General features: G+C 73.6%; 12 protein-coding genes and 2 pseudogenes. 9 read left to right on the top strand and 5 right to left on the bottom strand.

Annotated features, from left to right (window positions below; translation table 11 throughout):
* The first annotated feature begins 29 nt into the window (after window positions 1–29).
* From AAH979_RS36775 to AAH979_RS36760, 4 genes are all read left to right on the top strand, one after another.
* The gene (locus AAH979_RS36775) at window positions 30–758 is read left to right on the top strand and encodes an acetate uptake transporter (protein WP_346262745.1); all 729 of its coding nucleotides are present in this window, start codon (window positions 30–32) and stop codon (window positions 756–758) included.
* Between the two features lie 274 nt (window positions 759–1032).
* Window positions 1033–1977, top strand: coding sequence for an SRPBCC family protein (locus AAH979_RS36770; protein WP_346262744.1), 945 nt, complete (start codon window positions 1033–1035; stop codon window positions 1975–1977).
* A gap of 29 nt (window positions 1978–2006) precedes the next feature.
* Complete coding sequence (locus tag AAH979_RS36765) at window positions 2007–3179, top strand: zinc-dependent alcohol dehydrogenase (protein ID WP_346262743.1); 1173 nt, start codon at window positions 2007–2009, stop codon at window positions 3177–3179.
* Between the two features lie 105 nt (window positions 3180–3284).
* On the top strand, window positions 3285–4244 hold the full coding sequence (locus AAH979_RS36760; RefSeq protein WP_346262742.1) for a PrsW family glutamic-type intramembrane protease: 960 nt from the start codon (window positions 3285–3287) through the stop codon (window positions 4242–4244).
* A gap of 76 nt (window positions 4245–4320) precedes the next feature.
* On the opposite strand, the pseudogene AAH979_RS36755 reads toward AAH979_RS36760, so the two are convergent.
* A pseudogene (locus AAH979_RS36755) lies at window positions 4321–5130 on the bottom strand (DMT family transporter); the annotation flags it as partial.
* Window positions 5131–5441: 311 nt separating this feature from the next.
* Here AAH979_RS36755 and AAH979_RS36750 point away from each other — a divergent pair.
* Entirely contained in the window at window positions 5442–5804 is a 363-nt protein-coding gene (locus AAH979_RS36750) for a DUF3817 domain-containing protein (RefSeq protein WP_346262741.1), read from the top strand.
* Between the two features lie 18 nt (window positions 5805–5822).
* On the opposite strand, the gene AAH979_RS36745 is transcribed toward AAH979_RS36750, so the two are convergent.
* Complete coding sequence (locus AAH979_RS36745; protein WP_346262740.1) at window positions 5823–6368, bottom strand: hypothetical protein; 546 nt, start codon at window positions 6366–6368, stop codon at window positions 5823–5825.
* A 215-nt stretch (window positions 6369–6583) separates the two neighbouring features.
* On the opposite strand from AAH979_RS36745, the gene AAH979_RS36740 reads away from it, so the two are divergent.
* Together AAH979_RS36740 and AAH979_RS36735 are read left to right on the top strand one after the other, a co-directional pair.
* On the top strand, window positions 6584–7708 hold the full coding sequence (locus tag AAH979_RS36740) for a Vms1/Ankzf1 family peptidyl-tRNA hydrolase (protein WP_346262739.1): 1125 nt from the start codon (window positions 6584–6586) through the stop codon (window positions 7706–7708).
* A 16-nt stretch (window positions 7709–7724) separates the two neighbouring features.
* Entirely contained in the window at window positions 7725–9590 is a 1866-nt protein-coding gene (locus AAH979_RS36735; protein WP_346262738.1) for a thiamine pyrophosphate-binding protein, read from the top strand.
* A gap of 103 nt (window positions 9591–9693) precedes the next feature.
* Here the strand turns inward: AAH979_RS36735 and AAH979_RS36730 are convergent, their stop codons facing one another.
* Window positions 9694–10149 (bottom strand): hypothetical protein, encoded by a 456-nt coding sequence (locus tag AAH979_RS36730; protein ID WP_346262737.1) that lies wholly within the window; start codon window positions 10147–10149, stop codon window positions 9694–9696.
* 120 nt (window positions 10150–10269) lie between these two features.
* Window positions 10270–10725 carry a hypothetical protein gene (locus AAH979_RS36725; protein ID WP_346262736.1) on the bottom strand — a complete coding sequence of 152 codons (456 nt, stop codon included), beginning with the start codon at window positions 10723–10725 and terminating at the stop codon, window positions 10270–10272.
* A 198-nt stretch (window positions 10726–10923) separates the two neighbouring features.
* Between AAH979_RS36725 and AAH979_RS36720 the strand changes: the two genes are divergently transcribed.
* Window positions 10924–12327 (top strand): hypothetical protein, encoded by a 1404-nt coding sequence (locus AAH979_RS36720; RefSeq protein ID WP_346262781.1) that lies wholly within the window; start codon window positions 10924–10926, stop codon window positions 12325–12327.
* Window positions 12328–12553: 226 nt separating this feature from the next.
* Window positions 12554–13690, top strand: a complete 1137-nt coding sequence (locus tag AAH979_RS36715) for a SigB/SigF/SigG family RNA polymerase sigma factor (RefSeq protein WP_346262735.1) — start codon at window positions 12554–12556, stop codon at window positions 13688–13690.
* A gap of 36 nt (window positions 13691–13726) precedes the next feature.
* On the opposite strand, the pseudogene AAH979_RS36710 reads toward AAH979_RS36715, so the two are convergent.
* Window positions 13727–14302 (bottom strand): annotated as a pseudogene (locus tag AAH979_RS36710) (cytochrome ubiquinol oxidase subunit I); the annotation flags it as partial.

The raw sequence follows: 14302 nt of genomic DNA, 5'->3' as shown, positions 1-14302 counted from the left end.
TGCGAACCGCTGCGTAGAAGGAGCCTGTGATGACCCATATGTCACGTTCGGCGCAACCCAGTCATGATGGTGAGTTCGAATTCTGGCGCAACCACGCGCAGATCTCCCTGCAGCCGGTGGCCGCGCCATCGATCCTGGGACTCTTCGGTTACGCGGCCGCCACCTTCGTCGTCGCCACGAACCTCGCCGGCTGGTACGGCAACACCACCACCCAGACCTTCCTCTTCCCGTTCGCCGCGATGCTGGGCGGGCTCGCGCAGTTCCTCGCCGGGATGTGGGCGTACCGGGCACGTGACGGGCTGGCCACCGCCATGCACGGCATCTGGGGCGCGTTCTGGCTCTCCTACGGGATCCTCTATCTGCTGATCGCGACCGGCGTACTGGTCCAGCCGACCCCGTTCGTGGCGCTCGGGTTCTGGTTCGCCGCGCTCGCCGCGATCACCTGGTCCGGGGCGTTCGCCGCGCTGGCCGAGAACATCGGGCTGACCCTGGTGCTGGCGAGCCTCGCCGCCGGAGCCACCTGTCTGGCCGTGGGCCAGATCGCCGACATCTCGCCCTGGCGTACCGCCGGTGCCTACATCCTGATCGCCTCCGCGGCGGTCGCCTGGTACACCGCGACGGCGATGATGCTGGAGGGCACCTTCCGGCGGGTCATCCTGCCGATCGGCAAGCTGCGCGGCCCGAACGTCCCGGGCCGGGAGCCGCGCCAGGTCATCCAGTTCATGGCGGGCGAGCCCGGCATCAAGGTCGGCCAGTAGCCGACCGGCCGGCGACGGAGCCGGCCGACGCGCCGCACGGACGGGTTCCGGACGACAGGCCGGAGCCCGTCCGCTCCCGGTGCCCACCCCGGCCGTCCGCGTGGTCCGGTGCGGCCGGTTTGCCGCTTTGCGACGGTTATTCGGGTTCAGCCCGATAGCGTGATGGTGCGCGGCGTCCGCGACGACGCTGGCGACGACGGCCAGGTGACGACGGCCAGGCGGCGGCGAACGGGCGACGGTGAACGGGGGAACGATGCGGGGAGCACCGCTGGACATGCCCGACGGAACGCTGGACATGCCCGACGGCGACGGCCAACTCCTGCCACGCGCGCTCGGCCTGCTGAGCCTCGGCCTCGGTGTCGCGGCGCTCGCGGCGCCGCACCAGGTCGGCAGGCTGATCGGGATGGACGGCCCGATGCCGGCCCCGTCCGTCGTCCTGCGCGCGATGGGTGCCCGGGAACTGCTGCCGGTCCCCGGGCTGCTGTTCGCCCGCCGGCCGGCCGGCTGGGCCTGGGTCCGGGTCGCCGGGGATCTGCTGGACCTGCTGCTGCTCGCCCGGGCGCTGCCGCGCCGGCGCGGCGAAGACCGCCAGCGGGTCGCCGCGACCCTGGGCGCCGTCGCCGGGATCACCGCCGTCGACATGCTGGCCGCGCTGCGGAGCGGGCGCTCCGCCGGGGCACGGCGCCGGACGTTGCGGGCCAGCGCCACCGTCACCGTCAACCGGCCGGCCGACGAGGTCTACCGGTTCTGGCGGGACTTCGAGAACCTGCCCCGGTTCATGTACCACGTGGAGTCGGTCCGCTCCGACGGGGACGGGCGGTCACACTGGACCGTCCGGGGCCCGGGCGGCCGCCGGATCGAGTGGGACGCCGAGCTGGTCGAGGACAACCTGAGCGAGATGATCACCTGGCGTTCGACGCGTGGCGCCCGGGTACCCAACGCGGGGCGGGTCCGGTTCGCCCGCGCGGCCGGCGGCCGGGGCACCGAGGTCCGGGTCGACCTGGCGTACGCACCCCCGGGCGGGGCGGTGGGCCGGGCCGTCGCAGCGCTCTTCGGCGAGGAACCCGGGCAGCAGATCCGGGACGACCTGCGCCGGTTCAAGCAGGTCATCGAGACCGGGGAGGTCGTCCGGTCGGACGGCAGCCCGGCCGGGCTGGCCACCCCGCAGCAGGTACTCCAGCAGCCGGCGCGGCCCCGGGCCGGGCGCGCGTCCGGCTGAGGCGACCACGTGCAGACCGGAGGTGGTGCATGAAGGCGAACTGCTGGCAGGGCCGGGAGAGCGTCCGGGTGGCGGAGGTGCCCGAGCCGCGGATCCTCAACGCCCGGGACGCCGTCGTACGGGTCACCAGTACCGCCATCTGCGGCTCCGACCTGCACCTCTTCCACGGGTACATCCCGACGATGAAGCACGGCGACATCCTCGGCCACGAGTTCATGGGCGAGGTGGTCGAGGTCGGGCCGGAGGTCGGCAACCTGCGGATCGGCGACCGGGTGGTGGTGCCGTTCCCGATCGCCTGCGGCAACTGCCGGGCCTGCCAGACCGGGTTCTACTCGCTCTGCGAGAACTCCAACCCCAACGCCGGGCTCGCGGAGAAGCTGCTCGGGCACTCGCCGGGCGGCCTCTTCGGCTACTCGCACATGCTCGGCGGGTACGCCGGCGGCCAGGCCGAGTACGCTCGGGTGCCCTTCGCCGACGTCGGACCGCTGAAGGTCCCCGACGACCTGCCCGACGAGAAGGTGCTCTTCCTCTCCGACATCTTCCCGACCGGTTACATGGGTGCCGAGATGTGCGGGCTCACCGGTGGCGAGGTCGTCGCGGTCTGGGGCGCCGGTGCGGTGGGCCTGCTGGCGATGCGCAGCGCGTATCTGCTCGGCGCCGAGCGGGTGATCGCGATCGACCGGTATCCGTACCGGCTGCGGATGGCGCAGGAGCGGGCCGGCGCGGAGCTGTTGAACTACGACGAGGTCGACGTGGTCGAGGCGCTGCGCGAGATGACCGGCGGCCGGGGCCCGGACGCCTGCATCGACGCGGTCGGCATGGAGGGGCACCACTCGTCGGCGGTGCTGTCCGGGTACGACCGGGTCAAGCAGTCGGCCCGGCTCGAGACCGACCGGCCGCACGCGCTGCGCCAGGCGATCGTGAGCTGTCGCAACGGCGGTACGGTCTCGGTGATCGGGGCGTACGCGGGCTTCGTCGACAAGTTCCCGATCGGTTCGTTGATGAACAGGTCGCTGACGCTGCGCAGCGGGCAGTGCCACGTGCAGCGCTACACCCGGATGCTGCTGGACCGGATCCGCCGTGGCGAGGTCGATCCGAGCTTCGTCATCACCCACCGGCTGCGGCTGGAGGACGCGCCGATCGGCTTCGAGATGTTTCGGCAGAAGGCGGATGAGTGCGTCAAGGTCGTACTCAAGACCTGACCCGCGGCGCACCGTCCTGGCACGTTCGACCCCACCCGCAGCGGGTACGCCCCGGGTCCAGCCCCGGATTGGCCACCGGGGCGCGACGGACCGTGCGGAGGCGTGATGGACGGCGTCGGCAGGCAGTGGACGGCGGCGGTGCCGGTCACGCCGCGCCGCCAGTGGCTGCGGATCTTCCTGGTCGGCCTGGCGCTCTGGATCGCCACGGTGGTGGTCATCTTCCTCACCGGGAACCCGACCCTGCTGCCCACCCTGGTGCTGCTCGGCAGCTTCCTGGTGCCGGTGACCTTCGTGGCCTGGGCGTTCCAGCGCCGGGACACCGGCGAGGTCACCGTCAGCGGAGTCTTCGGCACCTTCCTCGCCGGCGGTGTACTCGGGATCCTCGCCTCGGCCGTGCTGGAGTCGTACCTGTTGCGCCCGTCGGTGCTGCTCTTCCTGGGGGTCGGGCTGATCGAGGAGGCCGCCAAGCTGGCCGCGCTGGCGCTGCTGACCCGGCGGTTGAGAGCCAAGACCATCCGGGACGGGATGATCCTCGGTGCCGCGGTCGGCTTCGGCTTCTCCGCGCTGGAGTCCGCCGGGTACGCCTTCATCGCGCTCTTCACCGTGCAGGGCCTGTCGGTGGTGCAGGTGGTGCAGACCGAGATCCTGCGCGGCCTGGTGGCGCCGGTCGGGCACGGGTTGTGGACCGCCATTCTCGGCGGTGTGCTCTTCGCGCCGAGCGGCCGGGACCACTTCGTGGTCGGTCTGCGGCTGCTCTTCGCCTATCTGGGTGTGGCGATCCTGCACGCGCTCTGGGACGCGATGCACACGATCGCGTTCTACCTGACCCTGTTCCTCACCGACGCGCGCGGCCAGCTCACCCTGGACGGTTCGCTGGGCCAGCCGACCCCGGTCCAGGCGGTGTTGATGCCGGCGCTGGAAGGGCTTGGGCTGGCGCTCGTCGCCGTGATCGGGGTCGTCTGGCTGGTGGTGCTGTGGCGGTCCGCCCGGCACGGACCGGGGCGACCGACGAGCGGCTGGCGGGTGCCGACCGGTTCGGGCAGGGAACCGGCACTGCGCCCCTGAGCCGCGCCGGACCCCGGCGCCCCGGCCGTGACCGCCGCCGGCGCGGCGCGAGCTGGTCGGCCGAGGCGAGTCGCAGCACGCCCCAGGCGGCCAGGCCGGCACCGACCATCGCGGCCAGGCCGCCCCAGTAGCCGCCCGCGGTCCGTTCCCCGAGCAGCAGCACGGCGATGGCGGCCGAGGCGACCGGGTTGGCCAGCGTGACGGTGGCCAGCGGTGCGCCCAGCCCGGCGCCCCGGTAGGCGACCTGGGACAGCAGCAGCCCGGCCGCGGCCATCCCGGCCACCGCCACCGCCAGGCCGGCGGTGGAGAACACCGCGCCGCCGTCGGTGACGAGTCCGGAGACGAGTTGGGTGAGCGCGGAGGCCACCGCGAAGGCGATCCCTGCCGCGGTGGCGGTGAGCAGGCTGCGCGGCAGCGCCGACCGGCTCGCCCGGCCGGCCAGTACCAGCGCGGTCACCAGGGCGGTCGCCACCCCGGCCAGCGCCCAGCCCTGCCCGGGCAGGAGGTCGTGCTCGCCCGCCCCGGGCAGCGTCAGCGCGAGCAGCAGCACCAGGCCGGCCACCGTGGCGGCGGCCCCGGACCACTGCCGGGCCGACGCCCGGCGACCGATGGCGGCCGCCGCGATCGGCAGCGCGAGCACCAGGGTGAGTACGCCCAGCGGCTGCACCACCGAGAGCGGCCCGTACGCCAGCGCGGCGACGTGCAGGGCGGCGCCCGCGCCGTTGCCCGCCACCGACAGCCACCAGCCGGACCGGCGCAGGACGGTGCCGAGATAGCCCCGCCCTGCGTCCCCCGTCGGTCCGGCCTGGGTGGCGAGCCGCTCCTGTAGCACCGCCGCGCCCGCGTACGCCGCTGCCGAAGTCACCGACAGGACGATCGCCAGCACCAGTGCGATCACGGCCGGCCCCCGGGACCATGAATCGTCATGACCTCATGATCCTCCGTAACCGCTCTCCTGGCGTCCCCCCGTGGTGGGCATCACCCGTACGCCGCTGGGCGTAGAAGGGCTCCGCCCGGTTCACCCGGAAGGGGGAGATCCTCCTCCCCGCGAGCGGTGCCGCTCGGGGGCGGAGGACGGTCCCGGCCGGCCGGGGCGGCGGCGTCGCCTAAGCTGTCAGCCGGACCGGATCTCAAGCGGCCGGCCGGCGGGATCGCCGGGGCGGACCAGCGGGAGGGGAGCGGATGCACCGTACGGCGGTGAGGCTGTTCGTGCTGGCGGCGGTCGCCGAGGCGATCTCCTGGCTGGCCCTGTTGGTCGGGATGGCGGTCAAGTACGGCCCGCCCGGCAACGAGATCGGCGTGCAGATCTTCGGCCCGGTGCACGGTGGACTCTTCCTCGCGTACGTCGGGCTGGTCCTGCTGGTGGCCCGGCTCGGCCGGTGGCGCTGGCTGACCGTCGGCGTCGCGCTGGTCTGCGCGGTACCGCCGTTCGCCACCCTCGGCTTCGAGCGGTGGGCCCGCCGCCGTGGCCTGTTGACCGTCCCCTCCGCCGGCCCGGTCACCGGTGCGGGGGAGCCGGCCGGAGCCGACCGGCCGCTGGAGGACGCCGCCCGACCCTGACCGGTCCGGGGTGCTGCCTTAGCTTCCCAGCGCGAGCCAGGCGACGAACGCGCCGATCAGCAGCAGACCGATCGCGGCCTGGAGCAGCAGCGCCGGCCCGAGGTGTGACCAGATGGTCGGGGTACGCGGCGTGAGTAGTTGTCCGGTGGTGAGGTTGACGATCCGCTCCACCCGAGGTGCGAGCCCGGCATCCTGCTGTGAGCGTACGGTCACCTGGACGTGGTCCGCCGGCTCCAGCGCGCTCTGCGGCAGGTGTCCGTGGATCTCCATCTCGCAGAGCACACCGCTGCCGTCCCGCAGCCTCAGCGGGGTCACCAGGAACTCCGGCCCCTTGCGCAGTTCCTTCCACTTCCGTCTGGCGCCCGCACCGGCACCGGCCCGGAGCACCGAGGCGAGCAGCAGCAGCGCCACCCGGACCACCGCCGCCGTGCCGAGTACGGCGACCAGGACAGGCTGCCCGACCCGGATCTCCCGGGAGTAACCCTCCATCAGCCGTACGACGTGACCGGTGATGACCGGTCCGGGACGCCAGGCGACCCGTTCGGGAAACAGTTCACCGTCCATGCGTTCACCACCGAGAGTCCGCTCCCGAGTACAAATGGTATCGATCATGGCGAATGAACCCGCAATGAGTGAATCAGTTTCACGTAATGTGACGATCCGCTCACTCGTGGCTGCTGGGGGCGGTACCGGACGGCCGGTGGTTCCCGGCGGGGCGCTCAGGTGACAAGCCGACCGGCGTGGGTAACCCCGGCACGACCTTGGAGAGGGGACGACCCATGCAGCTGTCCTTCCTGCGTCCGATCTGTGCCCATCCCGGCCCGTGGACGTCGGTCTACCTGGACGCCTCCCGGGACACCCACGACGCCCATCCGGCGCTCGACCTACGCTGGCGGGCCCTCCAGGAACGGCTCGCGGAGCAGCGGACCGACCCGCGCGACGTGGCGGCCCTCGACGCCGTGATCCGGGGACACGACCCGACGCCCGGCGACTACGGACTCGCCGCGTTCGCCACCGGCGGCGAGGTGGTGCTCACCGAGTACCTCACCGCACCGCCGCGCAAGGACATCGCCGCACACGGGCCGGTCGCGCACACCATGCCGCTGGTCGCCCAGCGCCGCGAGCAGGTGCCCTGGGTCCGGGTCCTGGCCAGCCGCACCGGCGCGGACGTGGCCGCGGTGAGCGCCGGCGGGGTACCCCGGCACGCGCACGTCAAGGGCGGCAACCAGTTTCCGCTCCGCCGGGTCCAGCGGGGCGGCTGGAACCACTCGCACTACCAGCGGGACGCGATCACGTCCTGGCGGCGCAACGCCGAGGACGCCGCCTCGGCCACCGCCGCGCTGGCCGAGCGGGTCGGCGCCGAGGTGATCGTGGTCGCCGGGGACACCCGGGCCCGGCAACTGCTCGCCGCACAGCTTCCGGAGTTCTGGCAGGACCGGGTGGTGCAGACCGACGCCGGCTTCCCGGCCGCCGGCGCCGACCAGACCGCCCTGGACGACGTCACCGTGCAGGCCATCGCCGAGGTCGCCGCCGCGCACACCAACGTGGCGATGGACAAGTTCGGCATGCAGCGCGACGTCGGCGCCGGCCTGGACGCCGTGGTGACCGCCCTGCAACGCAGCCAGGTGGACACGATGCTGATCGTGGACGACCCCTCCTCGACGGAGGAACTCTGGATCGGCCCGGAGCCGACCGAGATCGCCACCGGTCCGGACGAACTCCGGGCGATGTCCGTCGCGCAGCCGCTGCGGGTACGCGCCGACGCGGCGCTGGTCCGCGCGCTGGTCGGTACCGACGCCGGAGTCACGGTGCTCGGCCCCGAGCAGGCGCCCGACCTCACCGACGGGGTCGGCGCGGTCCTCCGCTACGTCGACGCCAGCACCCCGGCGGGTCGCAATGGCTGACCCGGGGCGGTCGACGGTGCGGACGAGTACGGCGACGGCGGACCGGACCATCGCCGACCTGCTGGTCGAACGGCTGCGGGCCTGGCGGGTGCCCCGGGTGTTCGGGCAACCCGGCGAGGGGGTGGCGCTGATCGTCGAGGCGCTGCGCCGGGCCGGCGGCGATCCGGGCTTCGTACCGTCCCGGCAGCCGGAGGCGGCCGGATTCATGGCGGCCGGGCACGCCAAGTACACCGGCACGGTCGGAGTGTGCCTGGCCACCCAGGGACCGGGCGCGCTGCACCTGCTCGGCGGCCTCTACGACGCCAAGCTGGACAGCAAGCCGCTGGTCGCGATCATCGGGCAGCAGACGTACAGCGCGCTGGGCAGCGCGTACCAGGAGATCGAGCTGCCCCGGCTGTTCAGCGACGTCTGCGCCCAGTTCCTGCGTACCGCCGCGGTGCCGGAACAGGTGCCCTACCTGGTCGACCAGGCGATCCGTACCGCCGTCTCGACCCGGAGCCCGACCTGCCTGGTGGTGCCGCACGACCTGCTCGGACAGGCCGTACCCGATGGGATGCCGCACCCCGACGGCGGTGGCGTGCTCGCCTCGGCGCCCGGCCTGCCGCCGGCCCGGGTGGTGCCGCACGACGAGGACCTGAACGCCGCCGCCCAACTGCTCGGCGCGGGGCGGCGGGTCGCGATCCTGGTCGGCCAGGGCGGCTACGGTGCCGCCGACGAGATCGTCGAGCTGGCCGACCGGCTCGACGCCGGAGTGGCGACCTCGCTGCTGGGCAAGCCGGTGCTGGACGAGCGGCTGCCCTACCACACGGGCGTGCTGGGCCAGGTCGGCACGGCGGCCAGCGCGCAGCTGATGGCCGGCTGCGACACCCTGCTGATGATCGGCACCAATGACCCGTGGACCGGCTACTACCCGGTGCCGGGGCAGGCCACGGCGGTGCAGATCGACATCGACGGCAGCCGGCTGGCCAGCCGGTATCCGATCGACATCCCGCTGATCGGCGACGCCCGGGAGACGCTGCGGGCGCTGCTGTCCCGGGTGCCGCAGCGGCGCAACCGGGACTGGCGCGACATGATCGAGGGGGCCGTCGACCGGGCCCGGACCGAGTGCGACGCCCGGGCCGAGGAGCCGACGGCGCGGGTGAACCCCCGCCTGGTGCTCCGGGAACTCTCGCCGCGACTGCCGGCGGACGCCTCGGTCGCGGTCGACGTCGGGTCGGTGACCTACTGGTACGCCCGGCACCTGCAACTTCCGCCCGGAGTACGGGCACACCTCTGCGGCACGCTGGCCTCGGTCGGTTCGGCGGTGCCGTACGCCGTCGCGGCCAAGTTCGCCCAGCCGGACCGGCCGGTCTTCGTGCTGCTCGGCGACGGCGCGATGCAGTCCGGCGGACTGGCCGAGCTGATCACCGTGGCCCAGCACTGGCCGGAGTGGCCGGATCCCCGGCTGGTGGTGCTGGTACTCAACAACGAGGACCGGGCCGGTCGGGGCGGTGAGCCGGAGCGGGGGCCGGACACCGGGGAGGTCCAGGCCCCTTGGCCGGACCTGGACCGGCCGGCGGCGCCCGGGATGCCGTCACCCGAGGCGGTACGCGCCGGAGACATCCCGTACGCCGGCTGGGCCCGGCTGCTCGGGTTGCACGGCATCGGGGTCGACCGGCCGGACCAGATCGGGCCGGCCTGGGAGGAGGCGATCGCCGCCGACCGGCCCACCCTGATCGAGGTGGTGGTCGACCCCTCGATCCCGCTGGACGCACCGGAACAGCCCTTCGCCGACCTCCGTGGCCTGACGGCCGGCGGGGTCGAGGAGGGGGCCGGCACGGCGGTCCGGGGCCGCGCCCAGACCCTGGCCGAACGCGCCGCCAACGGCGCCGACCTGGTCTGACACCCGCCCAACGGCCGGGCACCTTGGTCAGAAGCGCGGACAGATGCCTCTGCTGAGGGGCCGGCTGCTGTGGCCGGCCTCTCAGGCTGGTCTCCGGGGGTCGTCAGGTGGTGCAGAGCACGATGTCGACGGTCAGGGTGCCGGTCGTCGCGGCGGGCTCCGGCTGTCGGTTGCGGGCCGCAGCGGCGTTCTGCCCCGCTGACGTGGTCGGGTCGGTGGCGGAGCAAGGCACGTACGGGCCGTCGTAGGACCGCTGGTCGTCGGAGACGTTGTAGCTGAGGTGGATCGGCTGTCTGGGTAGTACCCGCAGGCCGTACTGGCCGTCGGTCATCCAGGTCATCCCGATGATGTCGCCGGTGACGTTGTTGTGCACCAGCACCCAGCCCGAGTCGAAGGGGCGGCCGTCCTGGTTGGTGAACGTTCCCCGCACCTCGGTCCCGGGCCGCATGGACATGTCGTAGTTGCTGGTGCTCCCGGCCGTGACCGTGGTGGCGGTGGCCTGGTAGCGGTTGGGTACCCCGCCCGACCACTGCCCGAATCCGTTGCGGTTGAAGAACAACGGCCAGGCGTAGGGGCCGAGACCGGTGACCTGGTAGCGGCCGTCGGAATCGGTGACGGCCGGATCGGATGTCCCGGTGATAGTAGTGGGCGGAGTGCGGATCCGGGGGCCACGGCCGGATCAGGCGCGCTCGACCTGTCGACCGGACCACTGCTCGACCAGCCGGATCGCCTCCTCGGCCGGTACGTCGGCCCGGTCCACCGAACCGAGCCAGACCGGGGTGCGCGCCCCGGTCGGCCAGGCCGCCAGCAGGCGCTGGTCGCCGGCCCCGCTGTGCAGGCTCAGCTTGCCGACCCGGGTCCAGGCGAGCACGCTCTGCCGCCCGGTGCGGATCCCGTCCGGGCCCGCCGACCGTCCGGCCCGGCTCCGCCGTTCCGCCAGCAGCAGGCCGACCGCCACCAGCAGACCGGCCAAGCTGGTCACCAGGGTCGCCAGCGCGAGCGGCCGAAGCCCCTCGCCCGACGCCGCCTGCCAGCCGGCCATCCCCGCCACGACCAGGGCGAACGGGACGACGGCGATCGCGAAGTAGCTGGCGTACCGGGGGCCGCCGGCTGGCCCGAAACTCAACTGCGTCACAGCCCTGGATCATCCGGCTCCGGCCCGCCCGGGGCAACTCGGCCCGCACCCGGGCGTGGCGGGCCGGAGGCGCTGCGGCCGGACATAACCGGCCGTCCCCCGAATTGCGCCCGAGAGGTTGCTGACCGCCCGTTTAGACGCGATCGGGACGGGAAGGCCCGGGCAGCGCGGACGAGGGAGGTGAGCCCGGTGCGGGAGATGCAGGATTGGCTGGCCGCGGGCGGGTCCGGGCTCCCGGGGCCGGACCGCATCGTGTCGCCGGAGAGCACCGGACGGGTGCTGCTGGCCGTGGCGTCCCGCGGGGTCCGCGGCCGGGACTGCGCGGACCTCGGGTACCACCCCCTGCTGTCGCGCTTCCGGGGCGCGCCGGAGGCGGTACGCCGCTCCGCGCTGGCCCGGGCCGCCACCCGCACCGCGCTCACCGCCGAGCAGGCCGGGGCACTCGACGCCGGCTGGGTGGCCCGGTGGATGGTTGGGCACTATCCGCCGCGCTGGTATCCCGGTGTCGTGATCGGCTCGCCGCACGGCGGGGCGGTCCACCTGGCCACCGCGATGGGGGTGCCGTGGCTGCCGGCCGGTTTCGACGTGGCGGTGCAGTGGCCGGGTGGCCGGGTGGACAGACCGGTCGAGGCGTCGGCGTACGGTGCTCGGATCGCGGCCCGGCTGATCGGGGGCAATCCGGGGGTACGGGTGCGGCAGGTGCACGATCCGGCCGGTCGGGGCGTACTGGCCGGCTCGACGGTGTCCCTGGTGGTCCGCTGGCACACGCTGCCGGAGGCGTACCGGGAGTTCCTCGGCAGCCGGCTGGCGCCGGGCGCTCCGGTGCTGCTGCTGCGCGATGTGCGTACCTGGCCGGTGTTCGACTCCGGTGACGGGCACAGCTTCCAGCTCGGCGGCCCGGCCAGCGGGCTGGAGCCGGCCGACTTCCGGGCCGGCAGCGAACTGCTCGGGCAGGTGCTGCACGGGGCCGGCGGTGACGGGGCGAGCTGGGACGCGCCGGAGGGCGGCCGTCCCGGGTACGCCGAACAGGGCGTCGAGCCCGGTTTCGAGACCAGCCTGCTGGACTGGGTACGCGGGGCCGGCAGCCCGCTGCACCGGGTGCTCTTCCCCGGCCCGGACGCGTTGAGTGCCGCCGCCGCGGACGTGTACCGGAGCTGGCTGCGCGGGGCCGGTAAGAGCGGCGACCGGTGCGTGGTGGAGTGCGGGCGGCTGATCGACCCGTGGCAGGTGGTCCGGGCCGGGCTGGTGCCGTACTGGTGCGAGAACGCCACGGCGCGCAGCGTGACCGGTGCGGAGTGGTGGCTGGCCGGCAGCACACCGTTCAGCTCGCTGGACGTACTCCCGGAGCCGCCCGGGCTGCGCTCGCCGGCGCTGGCCGGGCTGCCGCAGTGGCTCGCGGTGGCCTCGTTCGGGCGCCTCCGCCGGGCGGTGGACCGGGTCGCCGCCCGGGGCTATCCGGTGACCTCGGTCGCCACCCGGCACGCCACCGAGGTACTCCGGAACCAGCCCTACGACCTGCCGGCACCCGCGCCGCTGCGGGTGGTGGAGGCGCTGGCCGGGCTGCGGGCCAGCGGTACCCCGCAGGGGCTGCTGGTCTGCTGATCCGCCTGATCGCAAAACCTCCTCGCGGAAGTCACGTCCCGTGATTGAGTACCTACAGGGCGGGAAGAACGCTGACGCTACTGGTCAATCGCGCTGCGCAGCGGAGTGTGCGGGCGTTCATCCGTTCAGTTTCGGTACTTGTTCGCTTCCGGCGCGGTGCCGTTCCGTACGGCACCGATGACCGGATTCGCATCCCGGGCGGGGGACCTTCCTGAGGGAGGCGCGGATGTTCGGACAGATCACCACCACACCACCGGCTGAGCGTGGGCTGGAGGACCTGGACGCGGCCGCCTTGGCGTACGCGGCGAGAATCGCCGGCCTGCCGCCGGAACGCCGGCAGGAGGCCCGGGACGACCTCGTCCGGTTCGCGCTGCCGTTCGCCGGCAGGTTGGCCCGGCGCTACCGGGGCCGGGGTGAACCGCTGGAGGACCTGGAACAGGTGGCCCGGTTGGGCCTGGTGAACGCGGTCGACCGGTACGACCCGGAACGCGGCTCGTTCACCGCGTACGCCGCGATCACCATCGTCGGCGAGATCAAACGGCACTTCCGGGACCGGACCTGGGGAGTGCACGTGCCCCGGCGGCTGCGCGACCTGATCCTGGAGGTCGGCCAGGCGACGGCGGCGTTGACCAGCGAGCTGTCCCGCTCGCCCAGCGTGGCCGAGCTGGCCGCCCGGCTGGAGACGCCGGAGGAGGAGATCCTCGCGGCGCTGGAGTCGGCGGCCGGCTACAGTCCCGCCTCGCTGAACGCGCCGGTCGGCGGGGAGAGTTCGGCGGAGTTCGGTGACCTCGTCGGTGAGTCCGACACCGACCTGGAGTCGGTGGACGACCGGGTGACGGTCAGTGGGCTGCTCGGCCGGCTGCCCTGGCGGGAGCGGCGGATCCTCGCCATGCGGTTCTACGGCAACCAGACCCAGGCCGAGATCGCCGCCCGGTTCGGCATCTCGCAGATGCACGTCTCCCGGCTGCTCTCCCGGGCGCTCACCTGGCTGCGGCAGGCGATGCTCGCCGACTCGCCGTCGCCGTGGCAGGCCGGCGGGGCCGAGGCCGGCGGCCAGCCGGCCCGGCTCTCGGTGCGCCAGGTGGGGGAGCGGGTGGTGGTCGAGGTGACCGGGGAGATCGACCGGGACACCGCCGAGCAGTTGCGCCAGGCGGTGGTCGAGGCGGTCGCCGACCGGCATCCGTCGGAGGTGGCGATCGACCTGACCGACGTGGCGAAGCTGGACGGACCGGCGCTGGCCGCCCTGGTCGCCGGGCGGGACGCCGCACACCGGGCCGGGGTCCGGTGGCGGCTGGCTCGGGCGCAACCCGTGGTCCAGCATTCGCTCAGCGCCGCCGGCCTGGTCGCGCTGCCCGCGGACTGACCGGCGCCCCGGGACCCGCTGGTACGCCGCTCGTCGTCATCGGCCGTCCTCCTCGTCCGGTTGGTCGTCGCCACGGGTCCGTCCGGTCCGCCACCGCGGGCTCTCCGGGCCGCCCCGGGCGGCGTCGTCGACTCGTTCGTCGGGTTGGCTCGGCTCGAACGCCGGCCGGCGTACCTCGTCGGGCTCCGGCACCTCGATCGGGCGGGCACCGGACCGGGCCGGTGGGTGGTGCGCGACCGCGGCCTCGGCGCCGTGCGCCCCCTCCAGGGCGGGCACCTCGGCCTCCGGGTGGCGCTCCTCGTGCCGCAGTTCGTCGCGGACCTCCTGCGGCGGTCGGGTGGACCGCTGTGGCAGGTCCCGGCCGAGGTCGGCGACGAGCGGACCGTACTTGTCGTCGAAGGCGGGCCGCTCGGATCGGATCCGGGGCATCCGGTCGAAGTTGCGCAGCGGCGGCGGGCAACTGGTCGACCACTCCAGCGAGTTGCCGAACCCCCAGGGGTCGTCGACGTCGACCATCCGGCCGAACCGCCACGACTTCCAGACGTTGTACATGAAGAACAGCGTGGAGAAGCCGAGCACGAACGAGCTGATCGTGGAGACGGTGTTCAACAC

It is taken from the genome of Plantactinospora sp. ZYX-F-223, assembly GCF_039649625.1.
GTDB lineage: Bacteria > Actinomycetota > Actinomycetes > Mycobacteriales > Micromonosporaceae > Plantactinospora.
The sequence above is the reverse complement of the archived record's forward strand: the minus strand, read 5'-3'. Positions and strand labels throughout refer to the sequence as shown.